Origin of the sequence: Acidaminococcus massiliensis (assembly GCF_900095825.1) — a bacterium.
GTDB lineage: Bacteria > Bacillota > Negativicutes > Acidaminococcales > Acidaminococcaceae > Acidaminococcus > Acidaminococcus massiliensis.
The window spans coordinates 311,857-333,585 of record NZ_LT608315.1 but is presented as its reverse complement, the minus strand read 5'-3'; the positions used below and the strand labels follow the sequence as shown (position 1 = coordinate 333,585).

Below are 21,729 nucleotides of genomic sequence, written 5' to 3'. Positions count from 1 at the left end.
ATGGCATATCATAAAGAGAGGTGCGGTAGGAGCAATGGCAATACAAAGCGTAACCCTGAATTATCAAGGACATTACGGGTATCTGGACTACAACGAAGAAACCCATGAAATGACAGTATTCATCCCGGATGCCGAAGAGGCGGCCCGGAAAGTGCGGGAGTTCCTCACTGGGCCCCGGCAGCTGCAGGTCCCTACGGATCAGTGCACGTACCATTTCGGAGAAGTGACAGTGGATCCTGGGAAAAGCTGGCAGGACTGTCAGCAGGCTCTGACCCGGCTGTGGGTCAACACCGGTGTCCTGGTGGAATGGAGCATGCCGCCCCGCATGACCAATGATCTGTAAGTTATGCACAGAGTTATCCACTTATGAACATCTGTACTGTGGATATTGTGGATAATTCCTGCCAGACAGGGGAAAACCGGGAAAATACGGGGGTCCTGCCTGTGGATAAATGGAAAACCAAAGAGAATGGGGAGGGTGCCAAGTGGCAAAACGGTTTTATGAACTGGAAGTGGCAGGGGTCAGACGGTCTCTGCCGGTGATCAATATTTCAGATACCTTGGCCATTGCTGGATTCGTGATCCTGGGGGATACGGAAATCGTGGAAAAAACGGCTGCAGAGCTGGCCAAAAGGGTGCCGGAGGGGACGGATATCCTGATGGCGGCGGAAACCAAGGGGATCCCCCTGGTCCATGCCATGGCCCGGATCCTGGGGATGGAACGGTACATCGTGGCACGGAAATCCGTCAAGGCTTATATGGAACATCCTCTGATTGTGGAAGATGAATCCATCACCACCCAGGGCAAACAGATGCTCTGCCTCCAGGATGAAGATATCCAACGGGTCCGGGGCCATAAGGTGACCTTGGTGGACGATGTGATCAGCACCGGAGGCTCTATGAAAGCCTTGGAAGAACTGGTGGCGGAAGCCGGAGGCACGGTGAACGGAAAAATGGCCATCCTGGCAGAAGGCGATTCCATCGGCCGGAAGGACATCACCGTATTGGCCGATCTGCCGCTGTTCAAGGCGGAATGAAAAAAGCCACTGGGAAGTTGCGAAAGGATCATGGACCCTTTAGCAAAAAAGCGGTCATTTTGTAGGATATACACGTCAATCCTATATTGTTTCTGCCGCCGGGTAGAAGTGGAACGTCAGAACCTGTATCGTTAGGCCATAGAAGATACAGGGACTGGCGTTTTTTTGTTTCATTGGAGGAGGAATACGTATGAAAATGGCTTGGTGTTATCTCTTTGTGGCAGGGGCTTTTGAATGCATCTGGTCAGCCTGCATGAAGCTCAGTGAAGGCTTTACCCGCCTGGGCTATACCTTGGCTACCCTTGCGGGGCTGGTCATCAGCTTTGGGGCTCTGGTCCTGGCCACCAAGAAGCTGCCCCTGTCCCTGGCCTACCCCATCTGGACCGGCATCGGAGCCGTGGGTTCCGTACTGATCGGGGTATTCCTGTTCCATGATCCTATCCGTCCAGTGACCTGGGTTTTCGTCGGGCTGCTGGTCATCGGGATCATCGGGATCAAACTGACCGCCTGAGGGGCTGAAAACGGAAAAAAACTTTGCTTTTTGGGTACTCCCTGCGTTAAAATGAAACGATATACTTTTGTTTCAACGTGAGGGGGTACTTTTTTTGAAAATCATAGACCTGTTGAAGAGTCCAAAGGTTTGCGTATCCTGTGAATTGTTCCCGCCCAAGAAAGGCAGTGAGCTGGAACATGCCCAGGAAATCGTCCGGACCATCGCCATCCAAGGCGTGGATTATATGAGCGTCACCTACGGAGCCGGGGGAACGGCCGTGGGTAAGAGTGTGGCTCTGGTTTCCGAGATCGAACGGTGCGGGGTGCCGGCCCTGGCCCATCTCACCTGTGTGGGAGCTGATGAAGAGAAAATCGAACAGGTACTGGACCAGCTGAAGGCTGCCCACGTCCAGAACGTGCTGGCCCTCCGGGGAGATCTGCCCCAGGGGCAGGAACATCCTCTGGGAGATTATGCCCATGCCAGCGACCTGGTAAAGAAGATCAAGAGCTACGGGGATTTCTGTGTGGGAGGTGCTACCTACCCGGAAGGCCATCCGGAAGCTGCCGGGCTGGATGAAGATCTGGAGCATACCAAGATGAAAGTGGAGGCTGGGTGCGATTTCCTGGTGACCCAGATGTTCTTTGACAATGCCATGTTCTACAACTTCATGTACCGGATGCTGGCCAAGGGTATCCATGTGCCGGTGGTGGCCGGGATCATGCCGGTGACTAACCTGAAACAGATCGAAAAGATTTTCACTCTCAGCGGCACTCCGGTGCCGGCCCCTCTCCGGGCCATGGCGGAACGGTTCGCGGACCATCCGGCGGCTCTGAAACAGGCAGGGATGGCCTATGCCATCGGCCAGATCGTGGACCTGATCGCCAACGGCTTCACCAACATCCACATTTACACCATGAACAAGCCGGACATCATCGGAGGCATCCGCAGCAGCCTGTCGGAAATCATCCGCTGCTGAAAGGAGGACCAATATGGGAAACCTGCGGATCCAGTTCGATGAAAAAGAAGCCCTCCGGTATTTCGGAGCCCGGCCGGGGGATGAACAGGCGAAAGTGACGGTGGACCGGGCTTTTCTCCAGTTGCGGAACGAAGTCCAGCCCCGGAATGTGATCCAGCAGTGGAGCTGCCGGGTGGTCCAGGGCTCGGAACGGGAAAAGGGCCGGGTGATCCTGGAAGAGGGGACGGAATTCGTCAGTTCCGGTTTGGCCCGGCACCTGGAGGGCTGTGATACCCTGCTGCTGTTCGGAGCTACCCTAGGGGCCCGGGTGGATACGGCCCTGCGCCGGATCAGCATCCGGAGCATCGCCGAAGGGGCGGCGGCCCAGGCTGTGGCTGCGTCTTTGATTGAAAGCTACCTGGATCAGCAGGAGGTCCTGTGGAAGCAGGATCTGCCGGATACCTGGCAGTACCGGAGCCGGTTTTCTCCCGGGTATGGGGATTGGGACCTGACGGAACAGCAGAAGATCTTCCGTCTCCTGAACTGTCCCAAGACCATCGGCCTTACCCTTACCGCCGGAGGCATCATGGCCCCCACCAAAAGCGTCACCGCTGTGATCGGCATCGACCGGAGCGGAAAAATGCCTGCTGCAGCGGCAGAGAGCCGCTGCGGGAAGAAAAGCAAATGTGCCGCCTGCGGCAATGTGGACTGTCCTTTTCGTCAGGAGGAACTATGAATTTTACAGAAGCACTGCATACCAAACGGCTGTTTTTTGACGGAGCCATGGGCACCATGCTCCAGGAAGCCGGCCTGAAGCCGGGAGAACTGCCGGAAACCTGGAACCTGCTCCATCCGGAGAAGGTCCGGGCCATCCATCAGGCTTATGTACGGGCCGGGGTGGACATCCTGAAAACCAACACCTTCGGGGCCAACGGCCTGAAATTCGGGGCTGCCCACGGCCAGCCGGAAGTGGAAGACCTGGTCCGGACCGGGGTGGAAAATGCACGGGCCGCCTTTGGGGCAGAAGGACGGGAAGGGTTCGTGGCCCTGGACCTGGGCCCTACCGGGAAACTGCTCCAGCCCTTCGGGGACCTGCCCTTTGCGGAAGCGGTCTCCCTGTATGCCGCCCAGGTGAAGGCGGGGGCTGCTGCCGGGGCGGACCTGATCCTCATCGAGACCATGAGCGACAGTTACGAAGCCAAGGCGGCCATCCTGGCGGCCAAGGAAAATTCGGATCTGCCCATTGTGTGCACTTTTACTTTCGATGAGGACGGGAAGCTGCTGAATGGGGCGGATGTGACCACCGCTCTTGTGATGGCGGAAGCCCTGGGGGCTGCGGCAGTGGGCTTCAACTGCGGCCAGGGCCCTGACACCCTGGTGAAGCTGGTGCCCCGGGCCCTAAAGGCGGTGGACATCCCTCTGGTGGCCAACCCCAATGCAGGGCTGCCGGTCCAGAAGGACGGGAAGACCGTGTTCCACATCGATGCTGCCGGCTATGCGCCCCTGATGGTGCCCTTTGCGGAAGCGGGGGTTTCTGTGCTGGGAGGCTGCTGCGGCACCACACCGGACCATATTGCCCGGCTCATCACAGCCTGCCGGGATATCCCTCTCCCAGCACCCCGGTCCGGAGCTCCCTGTGCTATTGCAGGCTACGGCACGGCGGTGGATTTCGAAGGGATGCCGGTGATCATCGGGGAACGGATCAATCCCACCGGGAAACCTCGACTGAAAGAGGCACTGAAGGCCCAGAACATGGACTATGTGTGCCAGCTGGCCTTGGAACAGCTGGACAAGGGAGCTCAGGTGCTGGACGTGAACGTGGGGGTGCCAGGGGTGGATGAACCGGCCCTGATCGAAAAGGTGATCCTTACCCTCCAGTCCATTACCTCCGTGCCCCTTCAGATCGATACCTCCAACATCGAGGCCATGGAACGGGGGCTGCGGATCTACAACGGCCGGCCCCTGCTGAATTCCGTCAACGGGAAGGCAGAAAACATGAAGGAAGTGCTGCCCTTGGCCAAAAAGTACGGGGCGGCCCTGGTGGGCCTGTGCCTGGATGAAGGGGGCATTGCGGAAAATCCGGAAGGCCGGCTGGAAGTGGCGGATAAGATCATCGCCGAAGCCGGAAAATACGGGATCCCCGCCAAAGACATGGTGATGGATCCGCTGGCCATGACCATCAGCACCGGGGGCCAGAACGCCCAGATCGACCTGGAAGTGATCTGGCAGCTGAAGGCCCGGCACATCAAGACCGTCATGGGGGTGTCCAACATTTCCTTCGGGCTCCCCAGCCGGGATGCGGTGAACAGCGCCTTCTTCGCCCTGGCCATGGAAGCGGGGCTGTCCGCCGGGATCATCAACCCCAACAGCGGAGCCATGATGGGTGCCTACATTGCCTATGGGGCCCTCAGCGGCAAGGATGAAGGCTGCAAGAAGTACGTGGAGTACTTTGCAGATGCGCCCCAGATGGTGGCGGTGGCCAAATCCCAGGGCAGCGGCAAACCGGCGGCCCAGGGGGCCCAGAAGGAATATCCTCTGGAAGAAGCCATTGTGAAAGGGCTCACCAGCCAGGTGGAAAACGGGGTCCGGAAACAGCTGGCGGAAGGCAAACCCGCCCTGGACATCATCAATGAATCCATGATCCCGGGTCTCAACATCGTAGGGGACCTGTTCGAAAAGAAGAAGCTGTTCCTGCCCCAGCTGCTGGTCAGCGCTGATGCGGCCAAAGCCGGCTTCGAGATCCTGAAACAGTCCATTGCCACCGGAGCCAGCACGGAAAAAGGAGAACCCATTGTGGTCTGCACGGTGAAGGGGGATATCCACGACATCGGCAAGAACATCGTGAAGGTGCTCCTGGAAAACTACGGCTACCAGGTCATCGACCTGGGGAAGGATGTGCCTCCGGAAGAAGTGGTGAAAGCCGCCCAGGACCATAATGCCAAACTGGTGGGGCTCAGCGCCCTTATGACCACCACCGTGGGAGCCATGGAAGAGACCATCCGCCAGATCCGCCGGACCTTGCCGGAGTGCCGGGTGATGGTGGGGGGAGCCGTGATGACCGAGGAATATGCCCGGACCATCGGTGCGGATTTCTACGGGGCCAATGCAGTGGCCAGCGTCAGCTATGCCAACCAGCTGTTCCATAAACAACAGTAAAAACAAAACAACTACAGAAAGAAGAGATGCAGCATGACAAGACCTTTGATTGGCGTTTCCGGAAGCCACATGGTGGATAACCACGGCGTTTTTGCCGGGTACCACCGCTCCTATGTGAATGATGACTACATCCGTTCGGTGAACGAAGCCGGCGGGGTGGCCATCCTGGTGCCCTTTACGGAAGATGAGGAAGCCGCCCGGGAAATCATGAGCCGGGTGGACGGGCTGGTGCTCAGCGGCGGCCACGATGTGTATCCCCTTTTGTACGGAGAGGAACCCTGCCGGCAGATCGGTCCGGTGTGGCCGGCCCGGGACAAGTTCGACCTGCTGCTCCTTAGGGAAGCGGAAAAGAGGGGAATCCCTGTGATGGGCATCTGCCGGGGCTGCCAGATCATCAACGTGGGGCATGGGGGAACCCTGTACCAGGACCTGTCCCTGGACAAAAATTCCTTTGTGAAGCATTCCCAGAACCAAGACCCGGCCACCCCCACCCATACGGTGGAAATCCTGGCTGGAAGCCGGGCAGCGCGTATCTTGGCCCGGACGGAATGGGTCACCAATACTCACCATCATCAGACGGTGCACCAGGTAGGGAAAGGCCTTGCCGTGACCGGACGGGCCAAGGACGGCACGGTGGAGATCCTGGAAGGGACAGGAGAAAATTATCTCATGGCTTATCAGTTCCATCCAGAGATGATGTCCATCAACAATGAACAAGCCAAAGCCCTTTTTGCTGATTTCATTGCAGCCGCCAAAGGAGAAAATGCATAACATGACGGAGAAAAAAGAAAAATTCGGTTTGTTCAGCATCATCCTCCTGGGCATCAACAGCATCATCGGAACGGGAATCTTCCTTCTGCCCAACCGGGCTTATGCCCTGATGGGGACTGCTTCTCTGGGCATCCTGCTCTTCGATGCCTGCTTGGCCGGGGCTCTGGCCCTGTGTTTTGCAGAAGCCGCCGGTTTCTTTTCCCGGAACGGAGGCCCCTACCTGTATGCCAAAGCAGCTTTCGGGGATTTCTGGGGCTATGAGATCGGGGTATTGAAACTGGTGGTGACCATCATCGCCTGGGCGGCCATGGCCGTAGGATTCGCCACGGCCTTAGGAGCTGCCTTCCCGGCCCTTGCCGGGGATGGGGCCAAAGATGTGATCTCTGCCCTTCTCATCGGAGGACTCAGCGCCCTGAACATCGCAGGGGTGAAAACCACCAAATACTTGAACAATATCCTCACCGTATCCAAGCTGGTGCCCTTGGTGCTGTTCATCGCCTTAGGGATCTTTTTCCTCAACGGCAGCAATTTTATCCCTCTTGTGCCGGCTCATCTGGAAAAGGGAGCCTTTGCCAATGCGGCCATCACCATGTTCTTTGCTTTCACGGGCTTTGAAGCCATTGCCGTGGGGGCGGAAGACTTCAAAGATCCCAAAAGGAACCTGCCCCGGGGGATCATCCTGACCATGGTCCTGGTAACGGTGATCTATATGCTGGTGGTAGCCATTTCCATCGGCATCCTGGGACCGGACTTGGCTGCGGACAAGGCTCCCATCCAGACCGCCTTCGGGCGGATCCTGGGGCCGGTGGGGTCCTACATCATCTTGGTGGGTACCCTGTTTTCCATGGGGGGCATCAACATGGCGGAATCCTTCATTGCACCTCGGGCCTGTACTTCCCTTTCGGAAGACGGGATGCTGCCGGAAATCTTGGCCAAACGGACGCCCTGGGGGACCCCCTATGTGGCCAGTATCGTCATCGCCGTATTGAGCATTGCCCTGGCTTGGAGCGGCAGTTTCACCACCCTGGCGGCCATCAGCGCCGTATCCCGGTTCACCCAGTACCTGCCTACCTGTCTGGCCGTGATCGTGTTCCGGAAGAAGTGGGCGGACCGGCCCCGGACCTACAAGATCCCCGGGGGCATCACCATTCCGGTGATCGCCCTTATCACCAGCCTGTGGATGCTGTCCAACGCCAAGACCATGCAGCTGATCTGGGGGCTGGGAGGCTGCCTGGTGATCCTGCCCTATTATTTCGTCTACGCCAACAAGAAGAAGCAGGGCCTGATCAAAGAGAAAGAAGAATAAAGAAAGGATTTGTATGGATCTCCAAACACTGCTGCATAAAGAAAACCTAGACCGGGCAGACCTGGTCACCCTGCTGGGGCTCACCGATCCGGAAGATCGGAAGGCATTGTATGACGCCGCCTATGAGGTGAAAAGCGCTTCCGTGGGCCGGGTGGCCTATTACCGAGGCCTCCTGGAATTTTCCAACCGGTGCATCAAAGACTGCCTCTACTGCGGTATCCGCCGGGACAATGAGGAAGTGGAACGGTTCGATACTTCCCGGGAAGACATCCTGGCCATGGCGAAGTGGGCCCTGGACAACCAGTACGGATCTTTGACCCTCCAGTCGGGAGAACGGCAGGATGAAGAATTCATTGCTTATGTGGAGGGGCTGATCCGGGACATCAAGAAGCTCAGCGACGGAAAGCTGGGACTTACCCTGTGCTTGGGAGAACAGACGGAAGGAACGTACCGCCGCTGGCTGGAAGCCGGGGCCCATCGGTATCTCCTGCGGATCGAAACCAGCAGTCCGGCACTTTATGCCACTCTTCATCCACAGGATGGGCATCATGAATGGGCTGTGCGGAAGCACTGCCTGAAAATCCTCAGGAAACTGGGATACCAGGTAGGCACCGGAGTGATGATCGGCCTGCCGGGCCAGACACTGGAAAATTTGGCCGACGATATCCTGTTCTACCGGGACATGGACATTGACATGATCGGCATGGGCCCTTATGTGGTCCATCACAACACCCCTTTGGGAAAACAGGTGGTGGCCGCTGGGGGCAATACCCCGGAAGCTCAGCAGCATCGGTTCATCCTGGGGCTGAACATGATTGCCGTGACCCGGCTGTTCCTGAAGGATGTGAACATTGCCGCCACCACTGCCCTTCAAGCCTTGAATCCCCTGGGACGGGAACTGGGGCTCAAAGCCGGGGCCAACATCCTGATGCCCATTGTGACCCTGCCTCAATTCCGGTCCGATTATCTGCTCTACGACAACAAACCCTGTGTGGAGGATAGCCCCGATCAGTGCCGGAACTGCCTCTCCGCCCGGGTGGCCTCGGTGGGAGATACAGTAGGATTCGGGAAATGGGGAGATTCACCCCATTATTTCCGGGAGCATGAGGGCGCAGGGAAATAGAAATTCTCCTGCGCCGTCAATAGTGAACAGCCGCTGACCGTTGACAATAGCAGGGTGCTGCAGATGCAGCACCCTGCTATTCTTTTTATCTATACCAACTCCAACTTTTTAACCATTATACAAACGCCTCTCCGTCCGGTACAATAAGACCCATGAAGAAACAAAACAGAGCAAAATGCTCGGAATACAGAGAGGGGTTTTCATCATGACTTTACGTGCACCATTCCGTTTTGATATTGTAGGGAGTTTCCTGCGGCCGGACCGTTTGAAAGAGGCCCGGGCCCGGTTTGCCCGGGGGGAGATCGCTGCCCTGGATCTGAAGCAGGTGGAGGACGAAGAAATCGCCAAACTCATTGAAAAGCAGAAGGCCGCCGGGCTCCATACCATCACCGACGGGGAATTCCGGAGAAGCTACTGGCACTTGGACTTTTTCTGGGGGTTCCAGGGCATCACCCACATCGAACTGGAACAAGGGTATCAGTTCCATGGGGAAGAGACCGCCCGGGGCACTGCCATCGTTACCGGGAAAATCAGCGGGAAGGACCATCCCTTTGTAGAACATTTCAAATATGTGAAAGGGTTCGAGGATGAAAACACCTTGGCCCGGCAGACCCTCCCAGCCCCGGCTCAGCTGCTGGCAGAACTGTACCGGGGGGACAACGGGAAAATCACAGATGCAGTGTACCCGGAACGGGAAGAACTGCTCCAGGACATTGCCGCCGCCTACCGGCAGGTATTCAGGGATCTATACGAGGCCGGCTGCCGGAACATCCAGCTGGATGACTGCACCTGGGGCATGTTCTGCGACACGGAATACTGGAACAAACGGCAGAAGGGAGCCGTTTCCCTGAAACAGGTAGCGGAGGAATACCTGCGGCTGAACAACCTAGCCCTGGAAAACCGTCCTGCTGATCTGGTGATCAACACTCATGTATGCCGGGGCAACTACCATTCTACCTGGGCAGCTCGGGGCGGCTACGGTCCCATTGCGCCCCTGTTGTTCGGAAAGGAAAAGGTGGATGCCTTCTACCTGGAATTCGATGATGAACGGTCCGGGAACTTCGAACCTTTGAAGGAAGTGGCCCCCGGGAAAAAGGTGGTGCTGGGGCTCATCACCACCAAGCGTCCGGAATTGGAAGACCGGGCACAGGTCATCGCCCGGATCCACGAAGCAGCAAAGTATGTACCGTTGGAAAATCTCTGCCTCAGCCCCCAGTGCGGTTTCGCCTCCTGCGAAATCGGCAATAAGCTGACCGAAGCAGAACAATGGGCCAAATTGGCCTTGGTGAGATCCATCGCCCAAGAGGTATGGGGAAAATAAAAATGGGGTGTGAAAAAATTCACACCCCAGTCGCGGGCCGCGAGCCTGGACGTTTAAACCGTTCTTTCTTTTTTATATGATGAATAAGACGAAATCAGCTGAAAGCGGCGAAAGCCGATTTCGGTCTGTACCAACAAGCCCGCGACTCAAAGCCCGTGACCCGCGACCAAAGGGGCTGTGAAGAAATGAGATCTCATTTCTTCACAGCCCCCCTTTTTTAGAAGCATACCTTATTGGGATTCAGGATCAGATTGGGATCGAATACTTCCTTGATGCCCTGCATCAAGCGGATGGGCGCTTCGCCCAGGTTTTCTGCCAGGAACTGGACTTTGCCGAAGCCGATGCCGTGTTCCCCGGAAATCTGTCCTCCCAGTTCGGTGCATTTGGCGTACAGGAGGTGCATGAACTGTTCCACGGACTTTTTGAATTCCACCAGGTCCATGTCATTGGCACAGGTGTAGATGTGCAGGTTACCGTCGCCAGCATGGCCGAACATCTTCACTTCGAAGGGGAAGTCTCCCTGGATTTCCTTGATGTACAGGACGAAATCAGGGATCCGGGAAACGGGGACCACCACGTCGCATTCATCCAGCAGAGCAAACTGTTCTTCGATGCCTTCCAGGAAGGAGGAACGGGCCGCCCAGGTCTTTTCCAGGAACATGGGAGTATCGGCTACCAGCACATCCAGGGCACCGGCTTCCAGGAGCATCTCGGCAGCTTCTTCTACCAGTTTATCCAACTGGTCCCGATCGTTGGAATCCAACGTTACCAGCAGATAGGCCCCCACTTCCTGGCCTTCCACTACTTTCGGGAAGACGCTCTTGCCCATATAGGCTTCGGAAGATTCCAGGATCTCTTTTTCGAAGAATTCCAAGGTCTGGGGATCCAGGCCGGAATGTTTGATGGCCGGCACGGCGCCGATCCCGTCCGCCAGTTCTGCAAACGGAACGATCAGAGTCACATGGCATTTGGGCGGGGCAATCAGCTTCAGGGTCAGTTCGGTGATGATCCCCAGGGTCCCTTCGGAACCGATCATCAGATGCAGCAAGCTGTAGCCGGAGGTGGTCTTGGAGACGGGGGCCCCCAGATGGACGACTTCTCCGGTGGGCAGCACCACGGTCATGGCCTGGACATAATCCCGGGTGGTTCCGTATTTCACTGCCCGCATGCCGCCGGCATTGGTGGAGACGTTTCCGCCCAGGGTAGCGAATTTTTCACCCGGATCGGGAGGATAGAACATCCCGTGTTCCAGTGCATCTTTGGACAGGGTATCCAGCAGGACCCCGGGCTGTACCCGCACGTTCATATTCTTTTCATCGTAACCCAGGATCTGGTTCATCCGGGAAGTGCACAGTACCAGCCCCTGCTGGACCGGCGTGGCTCCTCCGGCCAGGCCAGTGCCGGCACCCCGTACGGTGACTGGGATGTGACGCTCATTGCACAGTTTCATGATGGCGGAAATCTCTTCCGTACTTTCCACATCGATGGTGGCTTCCGGCATGCCGATGCCGTAGATGGGCATAGCATCGTGGGCGTAATCTGGGTTGATGTCTTCTCCCGTAGCAAGCCGTTTTCCGGAAATTTCACGGAGTGCCTCCAGCACATCCGGTGTAATGGGCTGATATTCGATCATTGGTAAAGCTCCCCCTTTTTTATAACAAAAACGTAGGCTTAGTATAATAAATTTCTTAAAACAAGTAAAGAACTTTCTCAATATTTCGTAATCTAAGATAATTAATCAAAGAGTTCCTAGAGAATCTTTCCGGGGAAGGGGAGGCGAAAAAGACAAACCTATAGTATAATGGACCCATAAAGTCTGTTGGAAAGGATAAGAGTGGGTGGAATATGGAACAATGTACACGGAAACAGATGCTCCTCAGCTTGGTCCTGGCCGGAAGCCTTTGCCTGCCTTCCCTGGCAATGGCGGGCACTGCACCTGTGGTGGATTTGCGGACCTTTTCCCAAAGTGAGGAAAAAGCGGCGGAAGGAGTGTCTGCCGGGGAAAAAACAGAGCAGAAGCCAACTGGCAAACCGACTGCCGACAAAGAGAAAAAGACTGAGGGTACGGCAGAAAAGAAAACAGGGAGCCAGCCGCTGCCCAAAAATGATCCCCTCCGGAAGACCCGGGAAGTGGATTTCACCGTCCAGCACGGACAGCTGATCAGCGAAGCCATCGGGGATATCGATGGGGACGGCAGCGAAGAAGTGGTGGATCTGATGGGGAATCCGGTGGTGGAGAAATCCAGCTTTATGGGGGATATGTACCTGATTGTCCGGGAAGTAGGTGCCAAAGATCCTGGCAAAGTGAAATATTACTACCGGCCCAAGGATCTGGGCGGGTACAATGCCTATCTGACGCTGGCGGACGTGACGGGGGATGGCTATCCCGATGTGATCATTGCGGCCCCCAGCGGCGGATCTGGGGGTATGGTCTCCTACCGGATCCTGGACGTGATCGACGGGAAACTCCAGGAAGTGTTCGGCCAGGAAGAGAACCGGGGAGTCTCTATGGCAGGGACTTATCTGCCGGACTACCAGGTGAAGCTGTCCTTCCCGGGGCTGAAACAGGAAATGATCCTGGATCTGTCTAATGAAAAGGAAGCCTATCGGAACTTGAATGTGTACAACGGCGACGGCAGCCTGAAGGCCTCCGGCCTGCGTCCCTATATCCAGAACCTGAGCCAACTCAGTCCCTTGGATGTGAACGGGGACGGAGTGGATGAAGTGGTCACCGTCCAGAAGGTGCTGGGCGTGCTCAATGCGGATCCTTTGGGTTATGTGCGGACCGTCTGGGAATACCGAGCAGGCGGCTGGGAACCTCGGAATGTGGGCTTCCAGGCGGAACTGTACAGCCGGCCTACCTATGCCAACGCCAGCAAAGTCACCGGGGAGAGCGGCTACGAGATCGTTTCCCTGAAAGTGGCCACGGATACCGGAGCTGTCACCTATCCCCATTTCCAAAAACTGGATGGCAGGCTGGCTTGGAAAGTGAACCGGGTCATCGAATCCTTTGTGCGCAGCCAGCTGAAGGATGTTGCCATCGGGACCCGTCTGAACTTGGATTACGATGTGAAGTACAGCGGCAAGAAATATGCCAGCCTCATGATCCTGGGACTCCTGACGGACCGGGATAAGAGCGAAGCCATCACCCGCTGCTACAATTTCAATATGGCTACCGGGGAGGAAGTGCCCTTGAAGGATATGGTCCATCCTTGGAGGAAATTCTGGAAGATGGTGGGAAAAGAGACTGCCGCCGATGGACAGATGCTGAAACCGGAGGATGTCACGGGATATTATTTCGATGGGGAAGCCCTAGGGCTCTTGTACGGAGAGCAAAAGGAGTACGACCTGGAAGCGGAAAAAGTCCTGCCCTATCTGCAGAAAAACCGTGCCGGGGAAGAATTTTTGACTAGCCAGTCAAATGAAGGAAACGTGAAAAAAGAAGCTAAAACGGCAGAAAGCAAGGGAAAAACATCTAAATAACAAGTTTGAATCTGGAATTTGCATACGATATAATATACAAGGTTTTCTATAAGTATTCCATGATTGCAGAACATGCCCGGAAGGGCAGGATTTTAGGAGGATTGTCCATGTTAGGAAAGAAAAAAGCGATATCCATCGGGATGGCTCTCCTTCTGCTGGTAGGCGTTGCCGGCTGCGGCAGCAAGAACACACCGGCGGCGGGAGATGTGGCTGTAAAGTCCATGAAGGTCATCAAGCGGGATACTCCCATTACCTATGACTACACCGGGTTCGTGGAAGCGGCCAACGATGTGCAGATCAAGAGTAAGGTAACGGGGACCATTGTCCAGAAACTGGTGAACGGCGGGGATTATGTGGAAGCAGGACAGCTGCTCTATGTGATCGATCCTCGGAACTACCAGAATTCCGTGCTCAATGCCCAGGCCAACTTGGCCAACGCCCAAGCGACTTTGGCCAACGCACAGAAGGATGCTTCCCGGTACCAGACCTTGTATGAACAGGGAGCCGTGAGCAAGCAGACGGCGGACCAGTACAACACCCAGCTGGCCCAGGCCCAGGCTTCCGTGGCGGCACAGCAGGCCATCCTGGCATCTTCCCAGGTGGATGTGAGCGATACCCAGATCGTAGCGCCTTTCTCCGGGAAGATCGATACCAATCCTCTGGCGGAAGGTTCTTTCGTAACGGCCAATTCTACCGTACTGACTTCTATTTCCGGCAGCGATCCCATGCGGGTCCGGTTCTCCGTATCCCAGGCTGACTATCTGGATATGATGCAGGGGAACACCAACAATGGCACCAAGCTCCAGAACGTGACCATGAAGCTCAGCGACGGCACCACCTATCCGGAAAAAGGGTCCGTGACCCAGGTGGACCGGGGCGTCAGCGATACCACGGGTACCCTGACCTTGAAGGCCGAATTCCAGAACCCCAATGGGGTGCTGCTGCCCGGCATGTTCGCCAACATTTCCGTGGTCGGTTCCACGGTGCCCAATGCCATCCTGATCCCTCAGCGGGCCGTCACCGACGTGATGTACAAACATTTCGTCTATGTGATCAACGATGACAACACCGTCAGCATGAAGGAAGTCCAGCTGGGAGCCCGGATCGGGAAACTGTGGCTGGTGAAGAGCGGTCTGGACGGCACGGAAACCGTAGTGGTGGAAGGCGTGCAGAAACTGAAGGAAGGCGCCAAAGTCAGTGCCACGTCCATGACGGAAGCCGATCTGGATACTACGGATACAACAACTACCAGCGGTAACTAAGGAGGTACAGTAAGTGGCAAAGTATTTTATTGATCACCCTGTATTTGCCTGCGTCATAGCCATCATCATCACCCTGGTGGGGATCATTTCGGCCTACAACCTGCCCATTGCCCAGTATCCCCAGATTTCCAACCCCCGGATCAGCGTTTCCACCAACTACGTAGGCGCCAGTGCGGAAGTCGTGGAACAGTCCGTGGCCCAGGCCATTGAAAAGCAGGTCAACGGGGTCGACAACATGGTGGATATGAACTCCACCAGCGACAACCAGGGGAACTACACATTGAACGTAAAGTTCGAACTGGGGACGGATCCGGATATGGACTCCGTCAAGGTGCAGAACCGGGTATCCCAGGCTTCCGCTTCCCTGCCCAGTGAAGTAAGTACCTACGGGGTCACCACCAAGAAACAGTCGGCCGAAACCATCATGTATTTCGCCCTGACTTCCCCCAACGGCACCTATGACACCCTGTTCATGAAGACCTACGGTTCCACCCAGTTCGTGGATGCCCTGAAGCGGGTGAAAGGGGTTTCTGAAGTCAGCGAATACGGGCCGGAACTGGCCATGCGTATCTGGCTGGATCCCATGAAGATGGCTTCCCTGGGGGTAACGGCGGCGGATGTCAAGAACGCCATTGCCAGCCAGAACGTCCAGGCGCCTGCCGGGAACATCGGGGCCCGGCCCAACGAGGCGGATCAGGAATTCCAGTATTCCGCCCGTGTAAAGGGCCGTCTCACCACCGCCGAAGAATTCGGCAACATCATCATCAAGAACAGCAGCGGGAACCTGCTCCGGGTGAAGGATGTGGCCCGGGTTGAATTTGGACCCCGTGATGACAGCGTTACCTCCAAACTGGACGGGAAGAATGCCATGAACTACGCCATCAGCCTGAACACCGATGCCAACGCTTTGGAATCCGTGGCAGAAGTGAAGAAGGTGCTGGCGGAAGCGGAAAAGACCTTCCCACCGGACTTGAAACTGACCATCGTACAGGACAACACGGACTATGTGCGTGAATCCCTGAAGGAAGTGGTGGTTACTCTGGTGGAAACCCTGGTGCTGGTAGTGCTGATCACCTGGGTGTTCCTGCAAAGCTGGCGGGCCACCCTGGTACCTACCTTGGCCATCCCGGTATCCCTATTGGGGACCTTTGGATCCTTCATCATCTTTGACTTTACCATCAATACACTGACCCTGTTCGCGTTGGTATTGGCCATCGGGATCGTGGTGGACGACGCCATCGTGGTGGTGGAAGCCGTGGAACACAACGTGGATGCCTTGGGGATGGACCCCAAGGAAGCCACCTATACCGCCATGCGGGAAGTATCCGGGGCCATTGTGGCCACGGCCTTCGTGCTGCTGGCCGTATTCCTGCCTGTAGCCTTCCTGAGCGGGATCACCGGGGTGCTGTACAAACAGTTCGCCCTGAGTATCGTGGTTGCCCTGAGTATCTCCGCCGTAGTGGCCATGTCTTTGAGTCCGGCCGTGTGCGCCATGGTGATCAAGCCCAAGGATCCCAACGGCAGCAAAGGGTTCCTGGGCAAGATGTTCGGCTACTTCAACCGGTGGCTGGAACGGACCACCGGCAAATATGTAAAGAACGTAAAGAGCCTGCTCCGTCACTTCAAATTGGGGCTGGTGGGACTGGCCATCGTCTTTCTGCTGATCGGCATGTTCTTCAAGCTGATCCCTTCCTCCTACCTGCCTGATGAAGACCAGAGCTTTGCCATGATGACGGCTTCCCTGCCGGAATCTGCCTCCACCAACCGGACGACTAAGGTCACCAATGAAATGGTGCAGGAGATCCAGCAGATCCCCGGTGTGAAGCATGTACTGCAGATCGTGGGCATCGACGTGCTGTCCGGCGGACGGAAACCTAACTCTGCCATCCTGCCGGTGAAGCTGGATGACATCCAGAACCGGACCACCGATGAACTGAGTGTATACACCGTCATCAAGAAACTGAACGCCCTGGGGGCCAAGACTCCGGAAGCTACCTCCATGGCCTTCAACCAGGCCGTACTCCCCGGCTTGTCCAACACCGGGAGCCTGAGCCTGTACATCATGGATACTACCGGTCATGAAACGGATGTAATGGCTAAAGACGTGCAGACCATCCTGGGCAAGCTGCGGCAGCGACCGGAACTGGCCACCATCTACACCACCTTTACCGATGATACTCCGGCCCTCCAGTTCGATGTGGACCGGGCCAAGGCAGAAAGCCTGAACGTGCCGGTATCCAGCGTATTCACCGCCCTCCAGGCCAACCTGGGCGGCAGCGAAGTCAACGACTTCAACCTGCTGGGCAAGACCTGGAAGGTTGTCATCCAGGCTGACCCCAAATACAGAGGGGATACCAAGAGCTTCGCCAACCTGTATGTGGCCAGCAATACCGGGGCCCTGGTTCCTCTGAGTGCGCTGGTAACCAGTAAGGAAATCCCGGCCGCACCTGTAATCACTCGGTTCAACGGGGTCCGTGGGGCTAAGATCGCTGGTTCTCCAGCGGCCAACGTATCCACCGGTCAGGCCATCGCCGCCATCGAAAGCGTGCTGAACAGCGAACTGCCCAGTGGGTATACCTACCAATGGACGGACCAGAGCCGGGACGAAAAAGCCGCCGGGAACTCTTCCTTCATGATGTTCGGGATTTCCCTGGTGTTCGTGTACTTGTGTCTGTCCGCCCTGTATGAAAGCTGGACCCTGCCTTTGGGCATCATCTTCGCGGTGCCTTCTGCCGTTATGGGTGCTGTAGGCTTCCAGTATCTCCGGGGTCTCACCAGTGATATCTACATGCAGATCGGTCTGATCGTGCTGATCGGGCTGTCTGCAAAGAACGCCATCCTGATTGTGGAATATGCCAAGATGAGAGTGGACGACGGCTGGGCCGTCATGCCCGCTCTGGTGGATACGGTCACGGTCCGTCTCCGTCCTATCCTGATGACCGCCTTCTCTACGGTCATCGGGGCCGTGCCTCTGGCCTGGGCCAGCGGCGCCGGTGCCGGCAGCCGTACCTCCATCGGTACTGCCATCATCGGCGGCATGATGGCTTCCACCTTCCTGAGCCTGTTTTTGGTGCCGGTCCTGTTCCTCACCATCGAAAAGGTCTTCCATCCCAAGGTGCCTGTAGGCTCCGTGGATGATCCGATTCCGGAAGAAAAGAAATAAGGTGCTGCTGCAAAGCAGCAGACACGGTCAGCGGCCGCAGGAAAGAACCCGTTTTCCCTATGGGAACGGGTTCTTTTTTTGAAAAAATCCTCTGTTTCATAGAATGGAGCCAGCAAAAGCTGGCTTCCATCGGCTGTTGACCGTTGACAGCTGACCGTTGACAAGGACGCTGCGAACGCAGCAGCCTTTTTTGCCAAAAATCTTTGCTTTTTTTCATTGGAACGGATATAATAGTTTTTATTCTAAATTATGTAAGGTGAAGGTCGCGTGAAACAAACAAATGGTACGAAAAAATTGCTCAGTCAGGTCTGGCGCCTGACCCGCAGCTACTGGAAAAGTGAAGAAAAGAAAAAAGCCTACGCCTTACTGCTGGCCATCCTGGTACTGACCTTGGCCGTGGTGGCTATGCTGGTGCTGCTGAACCAGTGGAACAACGCCTTCTACACGGCACTCCAGAACTACCAGACAGAAGAAATCTTTTACCAGCTGAAGCGGTTCACGGTGCTGGCGTTCATTTATATCATCCTTGCTGTCTATGCCTACTACCTCCAGCAGGTGCTGGTGCTGAACTGGCGGCGCTGGCTCACCAATCGGTACATCGACCGGTGGCTCCAGCACCGGACCTATTACCGGCTGGAAATGTTCGGGAAAGAGATGGACAACCCGGACCAGCGGATCAGTGAAGACGTGAATCTGTTCGTCACCAAGACCCTGGGATTCTTTGTAGGCATCGTCAAGGCCCTATGCACCTTGGTATCTTTTGTGGTGATCCTTTGGCAGCTCTCCGGGCCTTTTTCCTTTGCCTTTCTGGGACGCACCTGGCACCTCCCTGGATATATGGTCTGGGTGGCCGTGGCTTATGCTTCGGTGGGCACTTGGCTGACTCACCGGGTAGGCCATAAGCTGGTGGCCCTGAATTTTTTCCAGCAGCGCCGGGAAGCGGATTTCCGGTTCAGTATGATGCGGATGCGGGAAAATGCGGAAAGTGTTGCCTTTTACCAGGGAGAACAGCTGGAGGGAAAGGTATTCAAGAAACGCTTTGCCCTGCTGCTGGAGAACTTCTGGAAGATCGTCCTGAAACAGAAACAGCTGGTGTGGCTGAATTCCGGCTATTCCCAGATCGCCATCATCTTTCCCTTTGTGGTGGCCATTCCCCGGTTCCTGCGTCGGGAACTGACCCTGGGGGGACTGATGCAGGTAGCTGCGGCTTTTGGCCGAGTCCAGGATTCTCTTTCCTATTTTGTGGATATGTACGCTTCCCTGGCGGAATGGCAGGCTGTGGTGGACCGGCTCACTGGCTTTGAAGAAGACATGGCCAGGGTCCAGGCTGCCGGCAGCCAGAGCCATGTGGAACGGGTGGAAAGTCCTGATGGGACTGTCCGCTTGGACCCGCTGGAAGTGGACCTGCCCAACGGCAGTCCCATTCTGGAGCCTTTGGAACTGACCCTGGAACCGGGCACCAATGTGCTGATCAAAGGGGTCAGCGGCAGCGGGAAAAGTACCTTGCTCCGGGCCCTGGCAGGGATCTGGCCGTTCGCCCGGGGAAAGGTGGCACTGCCGCCCCAGGACCGGCTCATGTTCATTCCGCAGCGCCCTTATCTGCCTCTGGGGACCCTCCGGGATGCGGTCCTATATCCCGGCACCCGGGAGTTTTCCGACGAAACCCTGAAGGAAACCCTAAAATTGTGCCGGATCGGATATCTGGCAGTCCATCTCCAGGAAGAAGGGGACTGGTCCCATGTGTTCTCCATCGGAGAACAGCAGCGGCTGGCTTTTGCCCGGGCCCTGCTCTATGAGCCCCAGTGGCTGTTCCTGGACGAATCTACTTCTGCCCTGGATGAAGAAACGGAAGGGGCTTTGTATCGGATCTTGGGAGAAAAGCTGCCAGGGACTACCCTGGTCAGTGTGGGACACAGAAGCACGCTGCTCCGCTATCACCAGCGGGTGCTGGCTTTGGATAAAGAAACACATACGGCTTCTCTGGAAAGTGCAGAGAAGTGGGAAGAGCGCCTGCGGGCTCAATGAAAAAGGGGGAAGTTTGTTTATGAGTATTGCACTGCTGAATCAGATTGACAGTTTTGTCTGGGGACCGCCGCTTTTGGTCCTTTTGGTGGGGACGGGGATTTTCCTGAGCTTCCGGCTGGGATTCCTGCAGATTTTCCGTCTGCCCCGTTCGCTGAAGCTGATCTTTTCTGCGGAGAACCAGGGAGAAGGGGATATCGATTCCTTCAAGGCCCTGTGCACGGCCCTGGCGGCTACTGTGGGCACCGGGAACATCGTGGGAGTGGCTACAGCCATTAAAGCTGGGGGACCGGGCGCTATCCTGTGGATGTGGATCGCTGCCTTCTTCGGCATGGCCACCAAATATGCGGAAGGCTGCCTGGCGGTAAAATACCGGACCGTGGATGACAAGGGCCAGATTTCCGGCGGCCCCATGTACTATATTGAAAACGGGCTGGGCAGAGCCTATCGGCCCTTGGCCATCGCCTTTGCTTTCTTCGGTGTGCTGGTGGCTTATTTCGGCATCGGGACCTTTGCCCAGGTGAATTCCATTGTCCAGATCACCCAGCTGAATGCCGGGATCCCTGTGGAATACACGGCTGTGGTGCTCACCATCTTGGTGGCGGCCATTACTCTGGGAGGGCTCCAGAGCATTGCTAAGACGGCTTCCAAGATTGTCCCTGCCATGGCGGTGATCTATATGGTTTCTACCTTGGGCTTTTTGGTGATCTTTGCGGACAAGCTGCCGGGAGCCATTGCAGAAATCTTCTATGATGCTTTCCATCCCACCGCTGCCGTCGGTGGGTTCCTGGGAGCCAGCGTGCTGTTCGCCATGCGGAACGGGGTGGCCCGGGGAGTATTCTCCAACGAATCCGGCCTGGGGAGCGCCCCCATCGTGGCCGCTGCTGCCAAGACCAAATGGCCGGCCGAACAGGGGTTGGTTTCCATGACCGGCACCTTCATCGACACCATCATCATCTGCACCATGACCGGCCTGGTGGTGGTGATCAGCGGCTTGTGGAAGACGGATCTGAACGGAGCGGCCCTCACCAATGCAGCGTTCCTCCAAGCTTATCCTGCTTTTGGCGGCTACATGCTCATGGTGGGACTGGTACTCTTTGCTTTTACCACCATCCTGGGCTGGAACTACTATGGGGAACGGTGCATGGAATACTTGGTCGGGGTCAAAGGCATCATGCCTTACCGGGTGGGATTCATTGTCCTTGTGGGCTGCGGGGCCTTCCTGAAGCTGGAATCCATCTGGATCCTGGCAGATATCGTCAATGGCCTGATGGCCATCCCCAATCTGATTGCCCTCTTGGGCCTGTCCGGGGTCGTGGTGGCTGAGACACGGAAGTATATGGAGCATATGAAAGAGGAAAAGAAGAAGGGTTCTGCTGCCTGAGCAGCGGGAGCATTGACAAAAGGGGCTGTTGCATGCGCAACAGCCCCTTTTGAGGTCTCGGGTCTCGAGTCGTGAGTCTCGGGCCACTGGATAGAACCTGTCCTTCAGCCAGGTTCTTTTTAAGGTACAGAACCAGAGTCGTGCTGGATATAGAAACGGATATCTTATCGAAAGCGGATCAGGTTTTATACGTTCAAAAATTTGCCTGCAAATTCTTCCTTTGACTCGAGACTCGAGACGGAGCCGCTATGCG

16 protein-coding genes are annotated in these 21,729 nt (G+C 56.3%); 15 read left to right on the top strand and 1 reads right to left on the bottom strand.

Annotated features, from left to right (window positions below; genetic code table 11):
* Window positions 1–34 precede the first annotated feature (34 nt).
* The 10 genes from BQ2657_RS01765 to BQ2657_RS01720 all read left to right on the top strand — a co-directional run bounded on the left by BQ2657_RS01765 (window position 35) and on the right by BQ2657_RS01720 (window position 10,162).
* Complete coding sequence (locus BQ2657_RS01765; protein WP_075579098.1) at window positions 35–343, top strand: hypothetical protein; 309 nt, start codon at window positions 35–37, stop codon at window positions 341–343.
* Between the two features lie 142 nt (window positions 344–485).
* Window positions 486–1,037, top strand: a complete 552-nt coding sequence (locus BQ2657_RS01760; protein ID WP_075579097.1) for a phosphoribosyltransferase family protein — start codon at window positions 486–488, stop codon at window positions 1,035–1,037.
* 196 nt (window positions 1,038–1,233) lie between these two features.
* Entirely contained in the window at window positions 1,234–1,548 is a 315-nt protein-coding gene (locus tag BQ2657_RS01755) for an SMR family transporter (RefSeq protein WP_075580944.1), read from the top strand.
* A gap of 94 nt (window positions 1,549–1,642) precedes the next feature.
* Window positions 1,643–2,506 (top strand): methylenetetrahydrofolate reductase, encoded by an 864-nt coding sequence (locus tag BQ2657_RS01750; protein WP_075579096.1) that lies wholly within the window; start codon window positions 1,643–1,645, stop codon window positions 2,504–2,506.
* A gap of 13 nt (window positions 2,507–2,519) precedes the next feature.
* On the top strand, window positions 2,520–3,221 hold the full coding sequence (locus BQ2657_RS01745; protein WP_075579095.1) for a vitamin B12 dependent-methionine synthase activation domain-containing protein: 702 nt from the start codon (window positions 2,520–2,522) through the stop codon (window positions 3,219–3,221).
* Window positions 3,218–5,641: a homocysteine S-methyltransferase family protein gene (locus BQ2657_RS01740; RefSeq protein ID WP_075579094.1), complete on the top strand. Its 2,424-nt coding sequence runs from the start codon at window positions 3,218–3,220 to the stop codon at window positions 5,639–5,641. The genes BQ2657_RS01745 and BQ2657_RS01740 overlap by 4 nt, the downstream gene beginning before the upstream one ends.
* A 33-nt stretch (window positions 5,642–5,674) precedes the next feature.
* Window positions 5,675–6,412: a gamma-glutamyl-gamma-aminobutyrate hydrolase family protein gene (locus BQ2657_RS01735; protein WP_075579093.1), complete on the top strand. Its 738-nt coding sequence runs from the start codon at window positions 5,675–5,677 to the stop codon at window positions 6,410–6,412.
* Window position 6,413: 1 nt separating this feature from the next.
* The gene (locus tag BQ2657_RS01730) at window positions 6,414–7,718 is read left to right on the top strand and encodes an APC family permease (protein ID WP_075579092.1); all 1,305 of its coding nucleotides are present in this window, start codon (window positions 6,414–6,416) and stop codon (window positions 7,716–7,718) included.
* A gap of 13 nt (window positions 7,719–7,731) precedes the next feature.
* The gene (hydE, locus tag BQ2657_RS01725; RefSeq protein WP_075579091.1) at window positions 7,732–8,841 is read left to right on the top strand and encodes a [FeFe] hydrogenase H-cluster radical SAM maturase HydE; all 1,110 of its coding nucleotides are present in this window, start codon (window positions 7,732–7,734) and stop codon (window positions 8,839–8,841) included.
* Between the two features lie 205 nt (window positions 8,842–9,046).
* A complete protein-coding gene (locus BQ2657_RS01720) occupies window positions 9,047–10,162 on the top strand; it encodes a 5-methyltetrahydropteroyltriglutamate--homocysteine S-methyltransferase (protein ID WP_075579090.1) in 1,116 nt (371 codons plus the stop codon).
* A gap of 217 nt (window positions 10,163–10,379) precedes the next feature.
* On the opposite strand, the gene BQ2657_RS01715 is transcribed toward BQ2657_RS01720, so the two are convergent.
* The gene (locus BQ2657_RS01715; RefSeq protein ID WP_075579089.1) at window positions 10,380–11,795 is read right to left on the bottom strand and encodes an FAD-binding oxidoreductase; all 1,416 of its coding nucleotides are present in this window, start codon (window positions 11,793–11,795) and stop codon (window positions 10,380–10,382) included.
* 212 nt (window positions 11,796–12,007) lie between these two features.
* Between BQ2657_RS01715 and BQ2657_RS01710 the strand changes: the two genes are divergently transcribed.
* The 5 genes from BQ2657_RS01710 (at window position 12,008) to BQ2657_RS01690 (ending at window position 21,476) form a co-directional block, all read left to right on the top strand.
* Window positions 12,008–13,645 carry an FG-GAP repeat protein gene (locus tag BQ2657_RS01710; protein WP_075579088.1) on the top strand — a complete coding sequence of 546 codons (1,638 nt, stop codon included), beginning with the start codon at window positions 12,008–12,010 and terminating at the stop codon, window positions 13,643–13,645.
* A 107-nt stretch (window positions 13,646–13,752) separates the two neighbouring features.
* Window positions 13,753–14,907 carry an efflux RND transporter periplasmic adaptor subunit gene (locus BQ2657_RS01705; protein WP_075579087.1) on the top strand — a complete coding sequence of 385 codons (1,155 nt, stop codon included), beginning with the start codon at window positions 13,753–13,755 and terminating at the stop codon, window positions 14,905–14,907.
* Window positions 14,908–14,920: 13 nt separating this feature from the next.
* Window positions 14,921–18,070 carry an efflux RND transporter permease subunit gene (locus tag BQ2657_RS01700; RefSeq protein ID WP_075579086.1) on the top strand — a complete coding sequence of 1,050 codons (3,150 nt, stop codon included), beginning with the start codon at window positions 14,921–14,923 and terminating at the stop codon, window positions 18,068–18,070.
* A 267-nt stretch (window positions 18,071–18,337) separates the two neighbouring features.
* The gene (locus BQ2657_RS01695; RefSeq protein WP_075579085.1) at window positions 18,338–20,095 is read left to right on the top strand and encodes an ABC transporter ATP-binding protein/permease; all 1,758 of its coding nucleotides are present in this window, start codon (window positions 18,338–18,340) and stop codon (window positions 20,093–20,095) included.
* A gap of 19 nt (window positions 20,096–20,114) precedes the next feature.
* Window positions 20,115–21,476, top strand: coding sequence for an alanine/glycine:cation symporter family protein (locus BQ2657_RS01690; RefSeq protein ID WP_075579084.1), 1,362 nt, complete (start codon window positions 20,115–20,117; stop codon window positions 21,474–21,476).
* The last annotated feature ends 253 nt before the right edge of the window (window positions 21,477–21,729 follow it).